The sequence below is a fragment of the Homoserinimonas sp. OAct 916 genome, from assembly GCF_003260275.1.
Lineage (GTDB): Bacteria > Actinomycetota > Actinomycetes > Actinomycetales > Microbacteriaceae > OACT-916.
This window is the reverse complement of record NZ_QJHB01000013.1, coordinates 61,043-83,232: the sequence shown is the minus strand read 5'-3', so window position 1 is coordinate 83,232 and position 22,190 is coordinate 61,043. Positions and strand designations below refer to the sequence as shown.

14 protein-coding genes are annotated in these 22,190 nt (G+C 65.5%); 9 read left to right on the top strand and 5 right to left on the bottom strand.

The features are described from left to right. Nucleotides 1–111: 111 nt before the first annotated feature. From DL891_RS15090 to DL891_RS15075, 4 genes are all read right to left on the bottom strand, one after another. Nucleotides 112–1,509, bottom strand: a complete 1,398-nt coding sequence (locus DL891_RS15090) for an HNH endonuclease signature motif containing protein (RefSeq protein WP_157962543.1) — start codon at nt 1,507–1,509, stop codon at nt 112–114. A gap of 313 nt (nt 1,510–1,822) precedes the next feature. After that, nucleotides 1,823–4,051 carry a 1,4-alpha-glucan branching protein GlgB gene (gene glgB, locus DL891_RS15085; protein ID WP_111721276.1) on the bottom strand — a complete coding sequence of 743 codons (2,229 nt, stop codon included), beginning with the start codon at nt 4,049–4,051 and terminating at the stop codon, nt 1,823–1,825. 14 nt (nt 4,052–4,065) lie between these two features. Further along, nucleotides 4,066–6,153, bottom strand: a complete 2,088-nt coding sequence (locus DL891_RS15080) for a maltotransferase domain-containing protein (protein WP_111721275.1) — start codon at nt 6,151–6,153, stop codon at nt 4,066–4,068. Between the two features lie 303 nt (nt 6,154–6,456). Next, nucleotides 6,457–7,146: a TetR/AcrR family transcriptional regulator gene (locus tag DL891_RS15075; RefSeq protein ID WP_111721274.1), complete on the bottom strand. Its 690-nt coding sequence runs from the start codon at nt 7,144–7,146 to the stop codon at nt 6,457–6,459. Between the two features lie 251 nt (nt 7,147–7,397). Between DL891_RS15075 and DL891_RS15070 the strand changes: the two genes are divergently transcribed. From DL891_RS15070 to DL891_RS15060, 3 genes are all read left to right on the top strand, one after another. Continuing rightward, nucleotides 7,398–8,285, top strand: coding sequence for an LLM class flavin-dependent oxidoreductase (locus DL891_RS15070; RefSeq protein ID WP_111721273.1), 888 nt, complete (start codon nt 7,398–7,400; stop codon nt 8,283–8,285). A 91-nt stretch (nt 8,286–8,376) separates the two neighbouring features. After that, the gene (glgP, locus tag DL891_RS15065; protein ID WP_111721289.1) at nt 8,377–10,929 is read left to right on the top strand and encodes an alpha-glucan family phosphorylase; all 2,553 of its coding nucleotides are present in this window, start codon (nt 8,377–8,379) and stop codon (nt 10,927–10,929) included. A 35-nt stretch (nt 10,930–10,964) separates the two neighbouring features. Next, nucleotides 10,965–12,149, top strand: coding sequence for an MFS transporter (locus tag DL891_RS15060; protein WP_232819211.1), 1,185 nt, complete (start codon nt 10,965–10,967; stop codon nt 12,147–12,149). Nucleotides 12,150–12,409: 260 nt separating this feature from the next. On the opposite strand, the gene glgX is transcribed toward DL891_RS15060, so the two are convergent. Continuing rightward, nucleotides 12,410–14,515 (bottom strand): glycogen debranching protein GlgX, encoded by a 2,106-nt coding sequence (glgX, locus tag DL891_RS15055; protein ID WP_232819210.1) that lies wholly within the window; start codon nt 14,513–14,515, stop codon nt 12,410–12,412. A gap of 207 nt (nt 14,516–14,722) precedes the next feature. On the opposite strand from glgX, the gene DL891_RS15050 reads away from it, so the two are divergent. The 6 genes from DL891_RS15050 (at nt 14,723) to gatC (ending at nt 22,190) form a co-directional block, all read left to right on the top strand. Then, a complete protein-coding gene (locus tag DL891_RS15050; protein WP_111721286.1) occupies nt 14,723–16,027 on the top strand; it encodes a cysteine desulfurase family protein in 1,305 nt (434 codons plus the stop codon). 10 nt (nt 16,028–16,037) lie between these two features. Then, a complete protein-coding gene (locus DL891_RS15045) occupies nt 16,038–16,463 on the top strand; it encodes an EVE domain-containing protein (RefSeq protein ID WP_232819209.1) in 426 nt (141 codons plus the stop codon). A gap of 219 nt (nt 16,464–16,682) precedes the next feature. Next, nucleotides 16,683–17,948, top strand: a complete 1,266-nt coding sequence (locus DL891_RS15040) for a hypothetical protein (protein WP_157962542.1) — start codon at nt 16,683–16,685, stop codon at nt 17,946–17,948. A 190-nt stretch (nt 17,949–18,138) separates the two neighbouring features. After that, a complete protein-coding gene (mnmA, locus tag DL891_RS15035; protein WP_111721270.1) occupies nt 18,139–19,263 on the top strand; it encodes a tRNA 2-thiouridine(34) synthase MnmA in 1,125 nt (374 codons plus the stop codon). A gap of 65 nt (nt 19,264–19,328) precedes the next feature. Then, the gene (gene ligA, locus DL891_RS15030) at nt 19,329–21,632 is read left to right on the top strand and encodes an NAD-dependent DNA ligase LigA (RefSeq protein WP_111721269.1); all 2,304 of its coding nucleotides are present in this window, start codon (nt 19,329–19,331) and stop codon (nt 21,630–21,632) included. 213 nt (nt 21,633–21,845) lie between these two features. Next, nucleotides 21,846–22,190, top strand: a complete 345-nt coding sequence (gatC, locus tag DL891_RS15025) for an Asp-tRNA(Asn)/Glu-tRNA(Gln) amidotransferase subunit GatC (protein WP_111721268.1) — start codon at nt 21,846–21,848, stop codon at nt 22,188–22,190.

Genomic DNA, 22,190 nt, shown 5'->3' with positions numbered 1-22,190 from the left:
AGTCGACGCCGGCACTCGGCGCTCGGCTACCGGCGCCCCAACGAAGTGCACTACGATTACCAAAAGCCAGCCACGGCAGCGTAAGAATTCAATCGAATCCGCTGTCCGAAATCACCGCAGCAGCCCACCGCGGCAGAGGTGGGCGAGGTTGTTGGGCACGGTGGGGCCACCGGTTTCGGCGGGGATGGTGTGGTCGATGTCGCACCGGCCGGCAGACCGGGTGCAGCCCGGCTGTCGGCACCGGCCGTCTCGCAATCGAAGGAACCGGCGAAGCTTCGCCGACGGCCTATACGTGTCGGCGGTCAAGGCCATCCCGGTGACCGGGTGGGTGAGCAGCCGTGTCAGCCTGGGTGCGTCGGCGGCCAACCGGCGGGCGGTGGCCGGGTCGATCGGGCCCTTCCCCGCGAGCGTCGGTGGTTCGAGCCGAACTTTCCCGGGTTTCGTCCCCGTACCAGTGCCTGTATCGCGGGCAGTGTTCGTGCCTGTGCTGGTATCGGCGCCGGTGTCTGTGTCTGTGGCGTCAGTGTCGGTGCCCGGGTCTGTGTTGAGGAGGGTGAGTGCGGGGATCACGACCGCGATCTCGGCGCGGATGCCGATGCCGGCGTGGTGGGGTGCGTCTTCGCAGCCGGTGGGTTGCCCGGTCAGTAACAGTTCGCAGGCCAGGTCGGTGCGCAACTGGTCATAGCTGCGTGGCTCACCGGTGACCAGGTCACCGGTGTCAGGGTCGAGGGTGCGGGCGCCGGCGGCGCCGGTGATGGCTTTGGCCTGTTGGGTGAGCCGGTCCAGGATGCCCTCCGCCAACACGGTCGGCACGGTCATACCCAGCTCGGACAGGCCGTCACCGATGTCGTGCACCCACACCCGGCGTTGCTTGTACGCCTGGTCGTACCGTTGCTGAAAAGTGACCTCGCCGCGCGTCGCGGCCGCCCGTTGCGCGTACCGGCCGAGCCTGCCCGGGGTGGTGTCGGCCGCTTTGTCCAACACCACCTGTTCGTAGACGGCCCGGGCGGTGTCGTCCTGGATGGGCAGGCCGTGGTCGGCGATCACCCGGACGTGGCCCAGGTCGATGCGGCCGTCTTCGAGAGCGGCAACCGCGGCCGGGTAGTCGGTGACGAACCGTTCCGCGTCAGCGAGGCGGCGACCCATGGTGCGGTCAGAGACCCGGTGGGCCGCGGCGAGATCGGCGACCAGGGACCGGTGCGCGATCGACGGGTCACAACCGTACAGTTCGGTGTTACCGGCCCGCACCCACACCGCCAGGGTCGCGAACTCGTGCAACTCCTGGGCCTGCAGGGCACCCATCTGCTGCCGGATCACCACGGTGCGGGCGATCGCAGCCGCCGCCTCCTCATCACCGGGACCAAACAGGACAGCGTTCCCAGCTACAGCGGAGTCGGCGGACCGGGTCGGGTTGGCCGGGATGGGCGACTGACCCGGCACCTTGTGGTCGGCTGGAACCCCCAGGAGGTGAGGACCTTCCCCTGCGCTAGGTTCGAACATATGTTCCATGCAAGTAGTCAACCATGACCCACCGACATTTCGACCGGCGAGTGACGGACCTGTGGATAACTCCAATTTTCTCACGTGAACGGTCACGTCTTTGGGCCAAATTTCTGAGTCAGGCCGCCGGGTCATCCCACCGACGCGGGCCACCGAGTCAGGCCGCTGAGTCCGCCCACCGGGTCAGGCCGCTGAGTCCGCCCACCGGGTCAGGCCACCGGGACAGTCCACCGACGCAGGCAACCGACGCAGGCAACCGACGCAGGCCACCGGCTCAGCTCCCCGAACATAATCTCCCGGATGGCGCCCGGCAGCACGCTTGCTAGTGGTCCTCCACCGGAGCCAGCCAGAGTGCTCCGAGCGGCGGCAGGCTGAGAGTCGCCGACGCCGGAAGGCCGTTCCAGCCGTGCGCCTCCGCCACCACTCCGCCGAAGTTGCCGACTCCTGAGCCGCCGAACTGCGCGGCGTCGGTGTTCACCAGTTCTTCCCAGCGGCCAGACCGTGGTAGTCCCACCCGATAGTCGTGATGCGGTTTGCCGGAGAAATTGACGATCACAGCAATCGGCCTGCCCTGGGCGTCCCAGCGCAGGAACGACACCACATTCTCTGCCGCCGCACCACCGTCGATCCACTGGAAACCGGCCGAATCATTGTCTTGTTCCCACAGGGCCGGGTGCTCCCGGTAGACGCGGTTCAGCGCTGCGACCAGTTCGAAGACTCCGCGGTGGGCGGGCTGGTCGAGAATCCACCAGTCGAGACCGTGCTGCTCGTTCCACTCCGACAACTGCGCGAACTCCTGCCCCATGAACAGCAGTTGCTTGCCCGGGTGACCCCACATGAACGCCAGGTAGGCGCGCACATTCGCCAATTGCTGCCAACGGTCACCGGGCATCTTCCTCGCCAGTGAACCCTTGCCATGCACCACTTCGTCATGGCTGATCGGAAGCATGAAGTTCTCACTGAACGCATACAGGAACGAGAAGGTCATGTCGTTGTGGTGGTGTGAGCGGTACATCGGGTCGATCTGCATGTAGCGCAGGGTGTCGTGCATCCAACCCATGTTCCACTTGATCCCGAAGCCAAGCCCACCCTCACTCGTGGGGGCGGTGACTCCGCCCCACGAGGTGGACTCCTCGGCGATCATCACTGTTCCCGGGTTGCGCCGATACGAGGTGGCGGTCGCCTCCTGCAAGAAGGCAATCGCCTCCAGGTTCTCGCGGCCACCGTACTTATTCGGCGCCCACTGGCCTTCCTCGCGTGAGTAGTCGAGATACAGCATCGACGCGACAGCATCGACGCGCAACCCGTCGACATGGAACTCCTCGAGCCAGAACAGCGCGTTGGCGACCAGGAAGTTGCGCACCTCAGTGCGGCCGAAGTCGAATACCAACGTTCCCCAGTCGAGTTGTTCACCACGCCGTGGGTCGGGGTGCTCGTAGACCGCCCGACCGTCGAAGCGTGCAAGCGCCCACTCGTCTTTCGGGAAATGGCCGGGTACCCAGTCCATCAGCACCCCGATTCCGGCCTGGTGCAACTTGTCGATCAGGTATTTGAGATCGTCTGGATGCCCGAACCGGCTGGTTGGGGCGTAATACGATGTGACCTGGTATCCCCAGGATCCACCGAACGGATGTTCCGACAACGGCATGAACTCGACGTGCGTGAACCCGAGTTCCTGCACGTATTCGATCAGATGTTCAGCGGCCTCACGATAACTCAGCCCCGGCCGCCACGACCCAAGGTGCACCTCGTACACGCTCATCGGGGCGTTGTGTGGGTCGCTCGTGGCGCGTGCGGTCATCCAGGCGTCGTCACCCCACTGGTGGTCGCTCGTGCCGACTATCGATGCGGTGGCCGGAGGCACCTCCGTGAAGCGGGCCATCGGATCGGCGCGTTTCAACCAATGGCCATCCGGTGACAATATCTCGAACTTATACGCATTGCCTGCTTCCACCCCGGGCACAAATAGTTCCCAGACTCCGGTTGAGCCCATCGTTCGCATGGCGTGGCCGACGCCGTCCCAGCCGTTGAAGTCGCCAGACACCCGAACAGCTTGGGCGTTCGGCGCCCAGACCGTGAACGAGCAGCCGGCAGGCGACTCATCCGTTTCGGCGTGCAGGTGGGCGCCGAGCACATCCCAGAGCCTCTCGTGACGCCCCTCGCCGATCAGATGCAGGTCGAGTTCGCCGATCCGTGGAAGGTGGCGGTACGGGTCATCGGCGCTCCAAACGGTGCCGTCGGCGTAGCGGGCCTCGACGGTATAGGGGCCGATGTCGAGGGCGCTCAATCCCTGCCAGATCCCATGGGCCAGGTGCCTGAGCTCCAGCCGCCCACCGTTGGTCATGACAACCACCACCTTCTCGGCCAACGGCCTGAGGGTTCGGATCACGGTGAGGTGGTCATCCGTTCCCTTGACGGTCACCGGATGCGCCCCCAACACGCCGTGCGGGTTGGGGTGCGCGCCGGCCGCCACCTTCTGCAACTCGTCGTCGCTGAAATCGGGCAGTCCGAGGGCGGCGTCTCCGTCACGTTTGATTGTGGGTGATAACATCGGGCGCCTTTCGGTCAGTGCCGCCTGGCGGCTGTGGCAGAAGTTGAGTCGTTGGCCCGCAGGCCGGTTTCGGGCTGGTTCACGTTCAGATCAACCCGCAACAGGTGCACCGGCTCGGTGTGGGGGTCGAGCCGCACATAGTTCTCGGAACCCCACAGCCAACGGGCGCCGGTGGCGGCGTCGGTCACTTGGAACGACGCATCGTGGGGGAGGCCCAGAGCAGTGAGATCCAGCTGTATCGTGGTCTCCCGCACTGCATACGGGTCGAGATTCGCCACAACGATGACCGCGTCTGCGCGTCCACTGGGCGAGAGTTCGGCCGGCAGAAACTTGCTGTAGACGAGCACGAAGTCGTCGTGGCTCGAGTGCAGATGCAGGTTGCGCAATTGGCCGAGGGACGGATGCTCGCGCCGCAGGTCGTTCAAAAGCCGAATGTACGGGGCGAGCGACCGGCCCTCGGCCTCTGCCGCCGCAAAATCGCGTGGTCGAAATTCGTACTTCTCGTTGTCGATGTTCTCCTCGGAGCCGGGGCGGGCCACATTCTCATACAGTTCGTATCCGGAGTAGACGCCCCAGATGGGTGCGGCGGTGGCGGCGAGCGCCGCGCGGATCTTGTAGGCCGGCGGGCCGCCGAACTGCAGAAACTCGGTGAGGATGTCGGGTGTGTTCACGAACAGGTTGGGCCGCAGGTAGTCGGCGGTCACCTCGGCGAGGTCGGTGAGGAACTCCTCCAACTCCTCCTTCGTGTTGCGCCAGGTGAAGTAGGTGTATGACTGCTGGAATCCGACTTTGGCGAGTGTCGTGAGCAGCGCCGGGCGGGTGAAGGCCTCGGCCAGGAACACGATTCCCGGGTCGATGGTGGCCACCTCGGCCAGCAGCCGCTCCCAGAATGCAACCGGCTTTGTGTGGGGGTTGTCCACACGGAAGATGCGCACGCCGAGATTCATCCAGTGTGTGACGACGCGCAACACCTCGGCGTAGATGCCCTCTGGGTCGTTGTCGAAGTTGATCGGGTAGATGTCTTGGTACTTCTTCGGCGGGTTCTCTGCATAGGCGATGCTGCCGTCGGGCAGTGTGGTGAACCACTCGGGATGTGCCGTCACCCAGGGGTGGTCCGGGGAGGCCTGCAGGGCCAGGTCGAGGGCGATCTCCAACCCGTGTTGGGCGGCCTTCTTGCTGAAGAAGAGGAAGTCTTTCTCGCTGCCGAGATCGGGGTGAATACTGTCGTGCCCGCCCTCGGCGGAACCGATCGCCCAAGGTGAGCCCGGGTCGTTCTCTCCGGCGTTCAGCGAGTTGTTCGGACCTTTGCGAAAAGCCCGTCCGATCGGATGGATCGGCGGCAGGTACACGACGTCGAAGCCCATTGCAGCGATCTCCGGCAGGCGTGTGGCTGCCGTGCGGAAGGTTCCACTCTTCCATGACCCATCGGGCTCTCGCACGGCACCGACTGAGCGCGGAAAGAATTCGTACCAGGCGCCGCGACCGGCGCGTTCGCGCTCCACGATCACAACGTGTGACTCGGACTCGGTCTCCAACGCGCTGATCGGTCGAACCTGCAGGCCGGCCAGCAGCCTCGGTTCGGCAACGGCATCCAGCCATCCGCCGCGTCGATCGGGGTCGGCCAGTAGGGCGGCCGTCGCCCTCAGAAGCGTGCGTTCGGCGGCTGGGCGAGCCGTGTCCTTCGCGGCGCCGGCCAGGAGGCCGTAACCGATCTGGAACATCAGGTCGACGTCGACCTCGGCTTCGATCTTGATGATGGCGTCGTGCAGCCAGGTGTTGAACAGGTCTGCGTAGGCGCGCACCCGAAACGTCCATTTCCCGGTGACGTCGAGCGCCCGGGTGGCCTGCCAGCGATCGAGCCCGGGTTCTATCGAAACCATCGGATGCTCGCTCTGGCCACCCTGCGGGTCGGTCAGCAGTAGCGTGACCCCGATCAGGTCGTGCCCCTCACGGAACGCCGTCGCTCGAAACGGAACTGCTTCACCGGCGAACGCGGTGGCGGGCCACGCGCCATCATCGACGCGCGGGGTGAGGTCGAGAATGGGTATGCGGCCGAGGCGAACCGGTCGCGCGACCGGTGGCGTTGGCGCCGGAGACGGCATCGGCGCTTTCGCTGGTGTTGGCTTTTTCGCGCGTGCCGCTGGCTTGCGTGCGGGAGCGGACGCTTTCGGGCTTTCATCCTTGGTCGTCACACTTCGACGGTACCGCAATACCGTCAGCGGTTCATCGACAAACTTCAGGCATACTTTCTGGAACTGTGGTCCTGCGGCACGATGTCGGGGCAGACTGAAGCAACAGCCGGTGACAGGTCACGTCGGTGGTTCATCCGAGGCATCGGAACGGAAGGCACCCGACTGGACCTTTCCAGGTGCCACGTCCGGTCGGAAGAGCCGCCCGAGACTCCCTTATTGATTCGCGACGATCCGCTCTGCTGACTGGATCACGGCTTCGACGCCGAGATCGAAGAGCACCCGCTCCTCAAGATTGGAGAGTTGCTTCGACAACCGGATGATGTGCGGGTGCTGCTGCGGGTTTGTCAGGAGCGGGCCTTCAAGCCACCGTTCAGTGCCCTCCGGTCCCCTGATCTCCTGGGTGCGTGCTCGGGCGATCCCGGCCGCACTGCCCAGTACATGAAAGGCGAACAACCCGTAGTGGCGCACAACTTCGTCATCGCAGAGACCTGCCACTGAAAAGGCATCCAGCATGAACTCGATGGCGTCCAATTCTCCGGGCCCCTGGGTCGTCACGGTGACCGCGTCCGCTCCGATCACCGGGTACTTCTCAAACTGTTCGAGTGTTCGTGCCGCCAGTTGTCGAAGCCGTTGTCGCCACTGGTCGCTGTCGGCGCTCACACCGGCGATGCTGCGGATGAAGACAGCATCGAGTAACTCTTGCATGAGGTGATCTTTGCTGCGGAAGTGGCGGTAGATCGCGGTCGGATCGCTGCCGAGATGTGCGCCGAGCTCCCGCACCGAGATCACGGATCTGCCCGGTGCCGATGCCAGCTCGAGTCCAGCAGTGATGATGCGCTCACGGCTGAGTCGTGCCTTGGCCGGTCCGCGAGGAGGGCCACTATCGCCAACAAATTCTGACATTGTGACCGAGCACCTTTCTGTGTGCCGCTTTCTGTGTGCCACCCGACCAGCTTTTCAGTGTGGTTCAGATCGGCGGTGTTCATCGGAGGCCCACACGCACGCGGCTCATCATATCCACAGGATGCGAGGTGTCGCTAGCAATGTTGCCTACAGTGTGGACAAGGCCGTTGACATGATTATTGGAGGATGTCTGAGCTCCTGGGATCAGATTCGTTCGGAGGGGCCACGCGGTTCACCGATAAACTCCCGGCATGCGCTTTGGAATCGTGATCTTGCCGCAGGATGCCTGGGTGGACGGGAAACACAAGTGGGTGCGTGCGGAGGAACTCGGCTTCGACCACGCGTGGACCTACGATCACCTGTCGTGGCGAACCCTTGCCGACCAACGCTGGCACGCCACTGTCCCCACGCTGACCGCGGCAGCCACGGTGACCCGGAACATCCGCCTGGGCACTTTCGTGTCGTCGCCGAACTACCGGCATCCGGTGCCGTTCGCGAAGGAGGTGGCCACCGTCGACGACATCTCGGGCGGACGCTTCATCCTCGGCATCGGGTCAGGTGGCACCGGCTTCGACGCGACGGTACTCGGCCAGGATGGTCTCAGCCCCGCCCAGCGTCATGCGCGGTTCGCCGAGTTCGTCACCGGGCTCGACGTTCTGCTCCGTCACGAAACGGGCACTGACCGCGCAGGCATCTCATTCGACGGAGTCTGGTTCCATGCCGTCGGCGCCCGCATGGTTGGATCCCCGGCCCAGCTACCCCGGATGCCGTTTGTGATCGCCGCGAACGGGCCCAAGGGACTGGATCTGGTGGTGCAGCACGGCGCCGGCTGGGTGACCACCGGGCCCGATGGGGTTGTCGGCGACGAATGGTGGACGGCGGTCGCTGACTCCAACCGGCGGCTGACTGACCGAGCCCTCGCGGCGGGCCGAGACCCGGGCACGATCGAGCGTCACCTCTCCCTGGACAGTGGTGCGCAGTACTCCTTGGCAAGCGTGACGGCGTTCGAGGACGCGGTGGGCAGGGCATCCGACCTCGGCTTCACCGACGTCATCAGCCACTGGCCGCGCGCAGACGGTATCTATGCCGGCTCCGAAAAAGTGCTCGACGACGTGGCCGACCTGATCGCCGGGTACTGACAGGCACTGTTTCGTTCGGCGCTGAGGTCTGGGGATTCGCCAGGATGGGGTGAGTCGAGTGAGATGCCGTCCAAAGACTAGGCTCGTGGGCGTGAAAGCTATCCAGAAATTTACCGTCCGCACCGTTCTGCCGGACAACCTCAGCGCCCTTCCCGAACTCGCTGCCAACCTTCGCTGGTCCTGGGACGCGCCCACCCGTGAGTTGTTCGCACACATCGCGCCCGAATTGTGGGAGGAGAGCAAGAACCCTTCCACCCTCTTGGGCGAGGTGAGCACTGCGCGGATCAACGAACTCGCCGCCGATCAGAGTTTCGTCGACTGGGCGGAGAGGCTGCGCTTCGATCTGCGTGACTATCTGGAGCAGCCTCGCTGGTACCAGCAACTGCCCGCCGGCGCCCCCGAGTGCATCGCCTACTTCTCGCCCGAGTTCGGTGTGGCGGCCGCACTGCCCCAGTATTCCGGCGGGTTGGGGATCCTGGCCGGCGACCACCTGAAGAGCGCCTCAGACCTGGGGTTGCCTCTGGTCGGTGTCGGCCTGTTCTACCACGCCGGTTATTTCTCACAATCGATTTCGGCAGACGGGTGGCAGCAGGAGACCTACCCGGTGTTCAACCCGGAGGGCCTGCCGCTCAGCCTGCTGCGCACCATTGAGGGCGTTCCCGCGATCGTCTCATTGGCGCTGCCCGACGGTGACACGCTGCGCGCCCGCATCTGGCAGGCCGCCGTGGGCAGGGTCACACTGCTGATGCTCGACACCGACGTGCCCGAGAACGATCCGCATCTGCGACAGGTCACCGACAGGCTGTACGGCGGGGTCGGCGAGCACCGACTGTTGCAGGAGCTGTTGCTCGGCATCGGAGGGGTGCGCGCGTTGCGTGTCTGGTCGGAGTTGACGGGCGCACCGGCCCCCCAGGTGTTCCACACCAACGAGGGCCACGCCGGATTCCTCGGCCTGGAGCGCATTTCCGAACTGATCGGCGGCGGCCTCAGCTTCGACGAAGCTCTGCAGATGGTGCGTGCCGGCACCGTGTTCACCACGCACACTCCAGTGCCGGCAGGGATCGACCGGTTCGAGGCATCGCTGGTGAAGCGGTACCTCGATTCCGACCTTCTGCCCGGGGTCGATACCGGACAGGTGTTGGCGCTCGGCGATGAGGCCAGTGGTGACGCACCCGGCAACGTCTTCAACATGGCGGTGATGGGCCTCAGACTGGGACAGCACGCCAACGGAGTCTCGCAGTTGCATGGCAACGTCTCGCGCGGCATGTTCTCCTCCCTCTGGCCGGGCTTCGACATCGACGAGGTGCCGATCTCCTCGGTCACCAACGGCGTGCACGCCCCGAGCTGGACAGACGCAGTTCTGAAGAACCTGGCCCGGGAGAAATTCGGCACCGATGACACCACCGCCGTCGACTGGGCCTCCGACGCGGTCAGCGACGAAGAGCTCTGGAACGCCCGCCGCGAGATGAGGCAGGCGACAGTCACGGATGCCCGGCGGCGCGTGGTCGCCGCCTGGCAACGAGCACACACCTCCGGCACCGCGCCGACGTGGATGAGCTCGATTCTCGACCCCGACGTGCTGACGATCGGCTTCGCCCGCCGGGTTCCGACCTACAAGCGGTTGACCCTGATGCTGCACGACCGCGACCGGCTGCGGTCGATCCTGTTGCACCCCGAACGTCCGGTGCAGATCATCATCGCGGGTAAATCGCACCCGGCTGACGACGCCGGCAAACACATGATCCAGGAGATCGTGCAGTTCGCCTCAGCACCCGAGCTGCGGGGGAGGATGGTGTTCCTGCCCGACTACGACATCGACATGGCCAGCCGAATGTACCCCGGCACCGACGTCTGGTTGAACAATCCGCTGCGCCCGCTCGAGGCATGCGGCACCTCGGGAATGAAAGTTGCTCTGAACGGTGGGCTCAACCTGTCGATCCTCGACGGCTGGTGGGACGAGTTCTTCGACGGCGAAAACGGTTGGGCAATTCCTTCGGCATCAGATTCCCACGATCCGAACGAGCGTGACGCCATGGAGGCCAACGCCATGTACGACCTGTTGGAGAATCAGATCACGCATAGGTTCTACGACCAGGACGAACGCGGCATCCCGCTGGGTTGGGTTCGATCGATGCGGCACACCCTGTCGACCCTGTCGGCACCCCTCAGCGCCGACCGCATGGTGAAGGAGTACACCGAGAGGTTCTACCTGGAGGCGAGCCGCGCCGAGGAGAAACTGGCAAGCGACCAGTATCAGGGCGCGCGGCAGCTCTCAGCCTGGAAGCAGCGCGTACGTGCCGCGTGGGGCGGTGTCTCGGTGGTCAACGTCGAATCCGGCGGTCTCGATACTGTTCCGCAGGTCGGCGACAGTCTGCAGGTGCGCGCACTCGTCGACCTCGGCGATTTGACTCCGGAAGACGTCTCGGTCGAGGTGGTCTACGGTTCGAGCTCCGGCGACGACCTCACCAACGTCGTCATCCAGGAACTCGAACCGACAGAGGCCGCCCTGGCCGGAGGATCCACCGACTATGCGGGCTCAGTGAGGCTCGAGCGCTCAGGGGCGTTCGGATTCACCGTGCGCATCGTGCCCAAGCACCCCCTGTTGGGATCTCGCGCCGAGCTCGGGCTCGTCGCCCTGGCGTGACGCTCCCGCGCGGTCGGCCGGGATCGGCCGGCGATGTGAAACCCCGCCTGAGCCGGGACGTGATCGTTCTCGGGCTGATCGCGTTCTTCGTGATGCTCGGCTTCGGAGTGGTCATACCGGTGCTCCCTGTATACGTGCGCGACTTCGGGGTCGGCTACGTCGAGGTCGGTGCGGTGGTTTCGGCGTTTGCGCTGATGCGTCTGCTCGCCAGCCCGTTCGTCGGCCGGATGATCGATTGGGCGGGGGAGCGTACCATCCTCACCGTGGGGATCGGAATTGTCGCCGCCTCGAGCGCCCTGCTCGGACTGGCGCAGTCCTACCCCGAGGCGCTGATCTGGCGCGGGGTCGGCGGCATCGGCTCGGCCATGTTCAGCGTCTCGGCGATGACGTTGTTGCTCGGCTCCACCCCACAGGCGATGCGCGGCCGTTCTGTCGGCTTCTACCAGGGCGGGTTTTTGATCGGCGGGATGGCCGGCCCCGCGCTCGGTGGGCTGCTGGCAGGCATCTCGTTGACGGCCCCGTTCTTCTTCTACGCCGGCACGCTGGTGTTGGCGGGGCTCGTCGGTGTTGTGCTGTTGAAACCGAAACGAGTGCAGCAGGTTGCGGAGGCGGTCGAGCAGGCGCATGTGCCGTTCCGCACGGTGTTGCGGGATGTTCGGTTCCAGGCCGCCTGCCTGGCCAACTTCTCTGCGGGCTGGGCGTCCATGGGGGTGCGCAGCGCCCTGATCCCCATCCTGGTCGTCGAGGTGCTGCGCGGGCCGGCTGCGTGGACGGGGATCGCCTTCGCGGTGGCGGCGGTCGCTCAGACCGCCATGCTCGCCCCCGCCGGGCGTTTCGTTGACACGGTCGGACGCAGACCGGCCATCATCGGGGCGTTTGCCGTGGCCGGGGCGACCATCTTTCTGATCCCATTCGCTCCGAACATCTGGATCCTGATCATCATTCTGTGTGTCTATGGCGCCGCGGCCGCGTTCATGGGCACAGCGCCGGCTGCCGCGGTGGGAGATGCCGCCGGAGCAAAGAGCGGCAACCCGGTCGCGGTCTTCTCGATGATGAGTGACCTCGGAGCCATCATCGGTCCGCTCGCAGCGGGCCTTCTGGTCGATATGTTCTCCTACCAGGCGGCGTTCGGCAGCGCCACCGTGCTGCTGGTGGCGGCCTCGCTGTTCGCCCTGCGGATGCCCCGCTTACGACGAGCGACCCCGGAGGTGGCGGCCTGAGGTGCGCCGACGGCGCGGAGAGTTCCCGGCGCAGGCACCCGCGCATTTGACTTGGACAGTTGACCCACACGTATTTCACGAATGCCCTGGTCTCTTCCGGTCGACCCCAACGCCGGGGCCGCCGACGGTAACCGCACGACTATGACGGGCCAGAGTTCGACTGTCCCGACTACAAGCAGGTCACCGAGACGCCCATAACCGGCGGAGGAACGCTCCGGGCTCGGGCCGCAAGGGGATGCAGGGCCACAGGAGTGGCGGCCCTAGAGTGCGCGGTAGAGCCTCATCGACGTGGCGGTGATCTCGGCAGACTCACCGGGTGCGGCCACAGCCGGATGGGTGGCCCCGTCGACCGCGCTGTCCCAGAGCAATTCGTACGCGGCCACTCCGGCGGCGTTCGGCAACACCACCTGAGTGTCGCGCTCGACCCCGTGCACGACCAGCAGGATTCGGTTGGTCTCGCCCGGCAGGTCACTGGTCGCGAGGTACTGCAGGGTGCGGTTTGCGGGGCTGTGCCAGTCGTGGTCAGACATCGTGTGCCCGTCGGCGTTGAACCAGTCCATATGGCTCGCGCCAGCGCCGAAGCCGTCGTCACCGTCGTGACCGTCACGTCCGAAGCGGGTAGGTGTGAGTGCACGGTTCTCACGCCGCAACTGCAGAAGTCGCGCGGTCAGCGCCCGCAATTCATCCTGCCAGGGGGCCAACTCCCAGTTCAGCCAGGTCAGTTCGCTGTCTCGACAGTACGGGTTGTTGTTGCCCTGTTGGCTTCGCCCCATCTCGTCACCGGCGGTGAGCATCGGAACGCCGGCGCTGAACAGGAGGGTGCCGAGCAGATTGCGCATCGCCTTGCGGCGCGTGGCAAGCAGAGCTGCCTCGGTCGACGGGCCCTCCACACCGTGGTTGAACGAGCGGTTGTCGTTGGTGCCGTCGCGATTGTCCTCACCGTTTCCGACATTGTGCTTAGTGTTGTACGTCGTCAGGTCGGCCAGGGTGAAGCCGTCGTGGGCGGTCACAAAGTTGATCGAGGCCAGGGGCCCGCGCTCTTTGCCGAACACGCTTTCTGATCCGGTCAGATAGCCGGCAAGGTCGCCGACCCCATTGCGCGCGTCGCCGTGACGGGCGTGGCCGATGTCAGCCAGCCAGAAGTCGCGCACCGCGTTGCGGTAGCGGTCATTCCACTCGCTGAACCCGGCAGGAAAACTGCCGGTCTGCCAGCCGTGGTCCCCAAGATCCCAAGGTTCGGCGATCATCTTCACCTTGGCGAAGGCGGGATCGTCGGCAATGGCCATAAGAAGCGGATGCTGCGGGTCGAAATGTCCCCGGTGATCCCGCCCCAGTGTGGCGGCAAGGTCGAAGCGAAATCCGTCGATCTGTACTTCGTCTACCCAGTACTTGAGTGAATCGAGAACCAGTTGCACCGCGGCCTCAGTGCCGAAGTCGACGGTGTTGCCGCAACCGGTCATGTCGACATAGGCCCCGGTGGCGTCATGGCGGTAATACGTGGCGTTGTCGAGCCCGCGAAAACTCACCCGCGGTCCGTTCACGCCGGCTTCGGCGGTGTGGTTGTAGACCACATCGAGGATGACTTCGAGGCCGGCCTCGTGCAACAGTTTCACCATGCCCTTGAACTCGCGAAGGATGGCGCCCGGCCCCTGTTCCTGCGCCTTCTTGGTGGCCCAGCCAGCGTGCGGACTGAAGAAGTTGAGGGTGTTGTAGCCCCAGTAGTTGTTCAGACCCTGCACGATCAGGTGCTCTTCCGAGATGAAGGCCTGCACGGGAAGAAGCTGAATGGCAGTCACACCGAGGCTTTTCAGGTGCCCGATCGTCGCCGGGTGGGCCAGACCTGCGTAGGTGCCACGCAACCGGGCCGGCACTTCCGGGTGCAACCTGGTGAGGCCCTTCGCGTGCGCTTCATAGATGACGGTCTGCGCCATCGGGGTGTTCGGTTTGGTGGCACCGGCCCAATCGAAGCCCTCGTCGAGCACCTGCGAACGCCACTGTCCCTCGCCCACCCGCACGATTCCCCGGGAGTACGGATCAGTGACCACATGCTCCGGGTCGAAAAGATGGCCGGGGCCAGTCGGGCCCGAAACTCGAAACCCGTATCGGGCGCCGGGCACGAGGCGCGGCGAGACGCCGCTGAACACTCCGTGATCGTCACGGCTGAGGGTGGTGGTCTCGGTCGCCCAGGAGGGGTCGGCCTCTCCAAAGACCTGTAATTGAATCTCGGTGGCGTGCGCGGAGAACACCCGCACCTCGCCGCCGTCAGCGCACGGGGTCACGCCAAGCCTGCTCAGCGCGGTGTGCGCCTGGTGCTGGTCGGGCGTTGTGGGCGAGTGGGTCTCGTCCGGATGTGTGAGAATCGTCACGCGTCCCACAGTAATCGTGCCAGCGAATCATTGCTGGCAGGACACCGGGAATGAGCGTGACCTGTTCGGTGGCCACTGCGCTTTCCGGTAAGTGATTTTTTCGAGAGTGTTTTTGTGGGCGCTTGTTTGTGAGTGCTCGTCTGTGAGTGTTTGTATGTGAGTGCTGGTTTCAGGTCGGTGATGTCAGCATCGTGAAGGAGGGTGATCGTGAGCGTCTACCTCGACCATGCGGCGACCACCCCGATGTTGCCCGCTGCTATCGACGCCTACGCCCGGGCGATGACTGTGGTCGGAAACCCGGCATCCATCCATAGCCAGGGGCAGCATGCCCGGCGGATGCTGGAAGAGGCTCGGGAGCAGATCGCCTGGACGCTTGGCGCCGATCCGATCGAGGTCGTGTTCACCTCAGGTGGCACCGAGGCCATCAACCTGGCCCTCAAGGGCCTGTATTGGCGTAGGCAACGTGACGTGGCCCGGCCCCGCATCCTGGTGCCGGGCGGAGAGCACCACGCCACCCTGGACAGCGTCGAATGGCTGGCAGAGGCCGCCAACGCGCAGCTTTCCTGGGTCGAGCTGGATGGGCTCGGACGGGCTACCGCTGACGCGTTCCTCGTGGCCCTGGAACAGGGCCACGAGGCGCACCGCAGGAGGGATGACGCCACATTCGCTACGGCGTCCGGCCTGGGCTTCGACCCGGCTTCGGAGACCGCGCTCGGCACTGTGCTCTGGGCGAACAATGAAGTCGGAACGATCTCGCCGATCGAGCAGATCGGTTCTGTTCTGGCTGCGCGGGGTATTCCGCTGCACGTCGATGCGGTCTCCGCCTACGGACACCTGCCGATCAACTTTCGCGCCCTGCACGAGGTGGGCGTCTCGGCGCTGAGCGTGTCTGCGCACAAGGTTGGTGGGCCGGTCGGCATCGGCGCCCTGGTGCTGCCGCGCACGGTCGACGTGGTGCCCCTCATCCACGGCGGCGGCCAACAGCGCCAGGTGCGCTCGGGCACCCAGGATGTCGCGGCTGCCGTATCGTTCGCGGTTGCAGCCGTCAACGTCGCCGAGACCCTGGCGGCGGAGTCGGTCCGGTTGGCGGGGCTGCGCGACGCCCTGATTGCCGGAGTTCGGGCGGTCGTTCCCGATGCGTTGCTCAACGGGCCGGACCCGATCGGCGCTGCGTCGATCGGTGCCGAATCGAACGGTGAAAGCGCCGCCCGGCTGGCCTCGAACGCGCACTTCACCTTTCCCGGCTGTGAGGGCGACTCGTTGCTGTTTCTGCTCGACGTCGCCGGGGTGTCGGTCTCGACAGGGTCGGCATGCCAAGCCGGCATTCCCGAGCCTTCGCACGTGCTGCGAGCGATGGGCCGGAGTGAGACTGAGGCTCGTGGTGCGCTCCGCCTGAGTCTGGGGCGCACGAGCACCGCCGCCGACGTCGACGCGTTCATTGCCGCGCTGCCCGGAGCGTTCGTCCAGGCGTCACGCGCCGGGTTCGCCGACCGCGACGTGTCCCGGGGCTAGGGCGTCACCGTTGGCGATCAGGTATTGGCTCGGGGTGATGCATCGCGAGAACGTGCGCTTCGGCCGCGAATCCGGTTTTGCGCAGGCCAGTCGTGACACGAGGGAAGTGTTTCAGGGCATGGGAGACGCCGACGGTCTGGTCTATTACTCTCCGCGAACAGACTTCGAGGGTGACCCGCTGAAGGAGTTCACCGCGATCGGCTATCTGGCCGACGGGCACGTCTACCAGGAGTCGGGGCAGGCGTGGCGGCCATGGCGACGCCGGGTTGATTTCGACCGGCAGGCGGTGGAGACCTCGATCCGCCCGCTGGTGAAGTTGCTCGAGTTCAGCCGCGACGACCCCGAGTGGGGTTACCAGCTGCGGCGCGGCCTGTTCGAAATCTCCCGGCACGACTTCGATCTGATCCGCGAGCAGATGCGCCGCCCCGCCCTGTGACTGCCGCCCCGTCACTCCCGCCCCGTCACTGCTGCCCCGTGGTCGGCCGCTCAGCGGCATCGCCCACCCTCAAAACTTCAGGATATGAGCTCGGCCGAGGCGCCTGAGAGGCCGGCCCACCTCTGCTCCTGAACTTTTGAATGAGAGCTGCAGAATGTTTCGAAAGCGCGGCCGCGCATTAGGTGCAATAGGCGGAAAACGCGGAATAGGATGGCGAACATGCTTGGCGAACTGTGGTGGGTGCCCTCGCTTGTCGTTCTGGCGGTAGCCACGGCAGCGGTTGTCGCACTGGTACTGGGGCTGCGCCGCCGCGGTCGCACGCTCGCGGCAGGGGAGCAGGATGCAGTGGCCGAGATCGTCAAGAAGGCCGCGATCAGCCTGGTGCGGGCCGATGATGCTGTGCAGGAGACCGCCGACGAGGTGGGCTTCGCGGTCGCCCAGTTCGGCGAGTCGGCCGCCCGCGAATTCGCTGAGGCACTTGAGACGTCCAGGCGTCAACTGCGCGATGCCTTTGCCCTGCAGCAGAAGCTCGATGATGCGTTCGTCGACACCCCTGCCGAGCGGAAGCGCTGGAGCACCCAGATCATCGCGCTCGCCGATGAGGCCACGAACCGGCTCGCCCTGAAGGGCCGAGAGTTCGACACCTTGCGGGGCGTCGAACGTGATGCGCTTCACCAGCTCGACCGAGTGCAACACGTGCTCACACAGGCCACCGAACGCATAGCGGCCGCAGAGGATTCGATCCGCGCGCTCGGTGCCGAATACGCGACATCGGCGCTGGCTCCGATGGCGGCTGACCTCGCCAGAGCGCAGACGTCGATCGAACAGGCGCACCGGGCGGCCACCGACGTGCAGGCTCGCCTCGACGCAGGAACTCCCGGCCCGGTCGGTGACCTGCTGAACACCGCCGACCAGGAGAGCTTTCGGGCCACCCAGTTGCTGGACACGATCGAGGCCGCCCAATCCGGCCTGCTCACCGGGGCGACCACGCTGCAGACGGCAGTGACCGCCGCAGAGCGTTCTCTTGCCGAATCCCGCGAACTGCGTGACCGGCACGAGGAGTCAGACGCCCGCGACTTGGTCAACCAAGGCATCAGCGAGGCCGACGCCGTACTGGCCGAGCTTCGCCAACCGAACCGGCTGATCGACCCGGTCGCCGACCTGACCCGGTTGCAGCGGGTGATGGACCGCGTGGATGTCACCACGTCCGACGCCCGCAACCGGCAGCTGCGCCTGGAGAACGCTCGAGATGCGCTGGGCGGCGCCCTGCTGACCGCCCGAAGCCAGATCACGGTGACCCGGGACTACATCACCGCCAACCGCAGTAGGGTCGGAGCCTCGGCCCGCACCCGGTTGGCAGAGGCCCAGCGGCAGTTGTCACTGGCAGAAGCTGAGGCCGACCCGGTTACGGCGTTGGACACGGCGCGGCAGGCGATGACTCACGCCACCGATGCCGACGCTCTCGCCCGCTACGACCTGCTCTGACCGTTTCTGACCGTTCAGGCAAGAACGGCAACGCTGAAGATCACGATGACAATCCCATAGAGCCACCCCCGTGGTGCCAACACCGGGGATCACCCCGGGCACGGTCAGAAACCCTGTTTAGACTGGTTGCGGTGTAGAACGCAGGTGAGATCGCGTTCGTACATTCCAGGATCAAGGAAGGCGCAGGAGTATGAAGGTTGTGGCGGCGATGAGCGGCGGAGTCGATTCTGCCGTGGCGGCCGCGCGGGCGGTCGAAGCCGGGCACGACGTGGTCGGGGTTCACCTGGCCCTCAGTCGCATGCCGGGCACTGTGCGAACCGGTGCTCGCGGTTGCTGCACCATCGAAGACTCCATGGATGCCCGCCGCGCAGCCGACATCATCGGCATCCCGTTCTACGTCTGGGACTTCTCCGAACGCTTCAAGCTCGACGTGGTCGACGACTTCAAGGCCGAATACGCCGCCGGTCGTACGCCCAACCCGTGCATGCGCTGCAATGAACGCATCAAGTTCGCGGCCCTGCTTGAGAAGGCGCTCGACCTCGGCTTCGACGGGCTAGTCACCGGCCACTACGCGACGGTGACGAAGGATGCCGACGGCAACCACGAACTGCACCGAGCCGCAGCCTGGGCCAAGGACCAGTCCTACGTGCTGGGCGTCCTCACCGCCCAGCAACTCGCGCACGCCATCTTTCCGTTGGGTGCCACCCCGAGCAAGGCCGAGGTGCGGGCAGAGGCCGCCGCCCGCGGGTTCTCTGTGGCAAGCAAGCCCGACTCCCACGACATCTGTTTCATTCCCGACGGTGACACCCGAGGCTGGCTGAAGGATGCGATCGGGGCCACCCCCGGTGACATCGTCGACTCCGACGGCACCAAACTGGGCGAGCACGAGGGCGCGCTGGCGTTCACGGTCGGCCAACGCCGTGGCATCAACGTGGGAATCCCGGCCGCCGACGGTCGTCGCCGGTTCGTGCTTGACATTCGCCCGGTCACCAACACCGTGGTGGTCGGCCCGAAAGAGGCGCTGGCGATCACCGAGATGGGTGGGTCGAAGTTCAGTTGGGCCGGGCAGCCCCCTGCGCATCCAGAGACGGCATTCGATTGTGAGGTGCAGATTCGCGCCCACGCCGACCCGGTGCCCGCGGTCTGTGTGCTGGCGGTGTGCGATGGCGAACCAGAGCTTGTCATCACCCCGACCGACCCGATAATCGGCCTCTCGACCGGCCAGACGGCCGTTGTCTACGTGGGCACGCGCGTGCTCGGCCAGATGACGATCGACCGCACCGTGAGCGCCGTACCCGTCGCCGTCCAGGCCTAGGTCGCCGCCGAGCCCCAGACGGGCCGACAGCTCCGCGATGCGCGGTACCCGCCTAAACTTGGTGGGTGGCTGAAACTGTGACCCAGACCGAGTCGGATGCCGCGCATGCCGAGGCCGAACAGCTGACGGCGCGCATCCTGGAACTGCGCGACGCGTACTACGAGCGCGACGAAGTGCTCGTCGACGATGCCGAGTACGACACCATGATGCGTCGGTTGGAGGAGCTGGAACGCCTCTTCCCTGAACTGCAGTCGCAGGACAGTCCCACCCAGACAGTTGGAGGACGGGCCCAGACCACCCTGTTCGACCCCGTCACGCACGCCGAGCGGATGCTCAGCCTCGACAACGTCTTCTCGATCGACGAATTTCGGGCCTGGGCCGAAAAGACCGAACGCGACTCCGGCCGCGCGATCGCCTACCTGTGCGAGCTCAAGATCGACGGGCTCGCCATCAACCTGCGGTATGAGCACGGACGCCTGGTCACCGCGGCAACCCGTGGCGACGGGGTGGTGGGTGAAGACGTGACCGAAAACGTGCGGCTGATTCCTCAGATTCCCACCCGGTTGACCGGCACCGGGCATCCCGATCTCGTGGAAGTGCGCGGTGAGGTGTTCTTTCCGGTCGCCGCATTTCGCGAGTTGAACGCCGAGCAGGCCGAGAACGGCGAGCGGATCTTCGCGAACCCCCGCAACGCCGCCAGCGGTTCGCTGCGCCAGAAGGCGGAGGGCAAGTCGTCGGTGCAGTTGCAGATGATGACCGCCCGGCTGGGCAGGCTGAACATGCTCGTGCACGGGATTGGAGCATGGCCGTCGCCGCCGGTGGCCGCTCAGTCCGAGGTGTACGACCTGTTGGCCGGATGGGGTCTGCCGACATCCAGTCATTACAAGGTGGTGCATTCGGCAGAACACGTCTCTGACTACATCGCCTATTACGGCGAGAACCGCAGCAGCGTGGAGCACGAGATCGATGGCATCGTCGTGAAGGTCGACGAGTTGGCACTGCACGCCGAACTCGGGGCGACCAGCCGGGCGCCACGCTGGGCGATCGCCTACAAATATCCGCCCGAACAGGTCAACACAAAACTGCTCGACATCGTGGTGAGCGTTGGGCGCACGGGGAGGGCCACCCCGTTCGGTGTGATGGAGAAGGTGCGCGTGGCCGGCAGCGAAGTACGTCAGGCGACACTGCACAATCAAGACGTGGTCAAGGCCAAAGGCGTGCTGATCGGCGATACTGTCGTTCTGCGAAAAGCGGGAGACGTGATTCCCGAGATTCTCGGCCCGGTCGTCGAACTGCGCGACGGCACCGAGCGCGAGTTCGTGATGCCCACCCACTGCCCGGAATGCGGCACCAGGCTCGCTCCGGCCAAAGAGGGCGACATCGACCTGCGTTGCCCGAACGCGCGCAGTTGCCCGGCCCAGGTGCGCGGCCGGGTGGAGCATATCGGCAGTCGCGGAGCGCTCGACATCGAGGTGCTCGGCGAAGTGGCTGCTGCGGCGCTCACCCAGCCGCTTGTGCCTGCTGAGCCACCTTTGGCGACTGAGGCCGGACTGTTCTCGCTGACGATGGACCAACTGATTCCGATCGAGGCGGTGGTGCGTGATGCCGAGACCGGGCTTCCGAAGCTCGAAGACGACGGCACCGAGCGCCGACGGGCACCGTTTCAGAGGGTGACCCTGGAGTACCCTCCTGAAGCCGCGGGTATGGACGCGGCCGAACGGCGCAAAGCGGGCTTCACGAAGAATCACAGAGTGATCCATTCGTCGGCATCGGCCGTGACCCTGCTCGAGGAGTTGGAGAAAGCCAAGACCAAGCCGCTGTGGCGCATTCTGGTGTCACTCAACATCCGGCACGTTGGCCCGGTCGCGGCCCGTGCACTCGCGGACCATTATGGCTCATTGGACGCCATCCGGGCTGCTTCCCGCGAAGATCTGGCCACCGTCGACGGTGTGGGGGAGATCATTGCCGACTCGGTGCTCGACTGGTTCCAAGTGGACTGGCACGTCGACATCATCGAGCAGTGGGCCGCAGCGGGCGTGCAGTTCACCACGCCCGGACATCCAGGCCCCGGAGCTGCAGGTGCCGCGGGCGGGGTTCTCGCGGGCCTCACCGTGGTCGCCACCGGGTCGCTCGACGGCTACACGCGAGATGGCGCCCAAGAAGCCATCATTCAGGCGGGTGGCAAGGCGGCGTCGAGCGTGTCGAAGAAGACCGATTTCGTGGCCGCCGGCCCCGGTGCCGGCTCGAAACTGACCCGGGCCGAAGAATTGGGCATCCGCATCATCGACGCCGCGCAGTTCACGCTTCTGGTCGAGCAGGGCCCATCCGCCCTTGGCCCCTCGCCGAGCGAGAGCGACGAGGTCGAGTGATCGGAGCGTGCGGGTAGATTTCGGTCGGACGACGATCGCTCGATGCATACTGCACCAGAGATCCGCTTGAATGAATCAGCTAGTAAACTGTTTTGTCGGCGCACCGTTCGAGACGCTCGTTCCTCAGCTCGTCAGGGGCAGAGGTGTGGGGCCCTCGTTCCCCAAGGGCGGGATGCGCAAACAATTTTCCCCGCACGACTCAGACGGAGACGCATGTCCACACAGCCTGTTGAATCAACCGAGCCCGGGGAATCCCCTGAACCCGGCGTGATCACCGCCGCGCAGGTCGCACACCTGGCGAGTCTCGCCCGGATCGATCTCACCGATGACGAGATCGCGAGCCTCACTCCCGAGCTGCAGCAGATCGTCGACGCGGTCGCCCTGGTCAGCTCAGTGGCCACCCCTGATGTTCCGGCCACCAGCCACCCCATGCCGCTGACCAACGTGTTCCGCGACGATGTGCCCGTGCCGTCGCTCACGGTGGAGCAGGCCCTCGCCGGCGCTCCCGCCCGAGACGGCGACAAGTTCCGCGTGCCCGCGATCCTGGATGAGGACTAG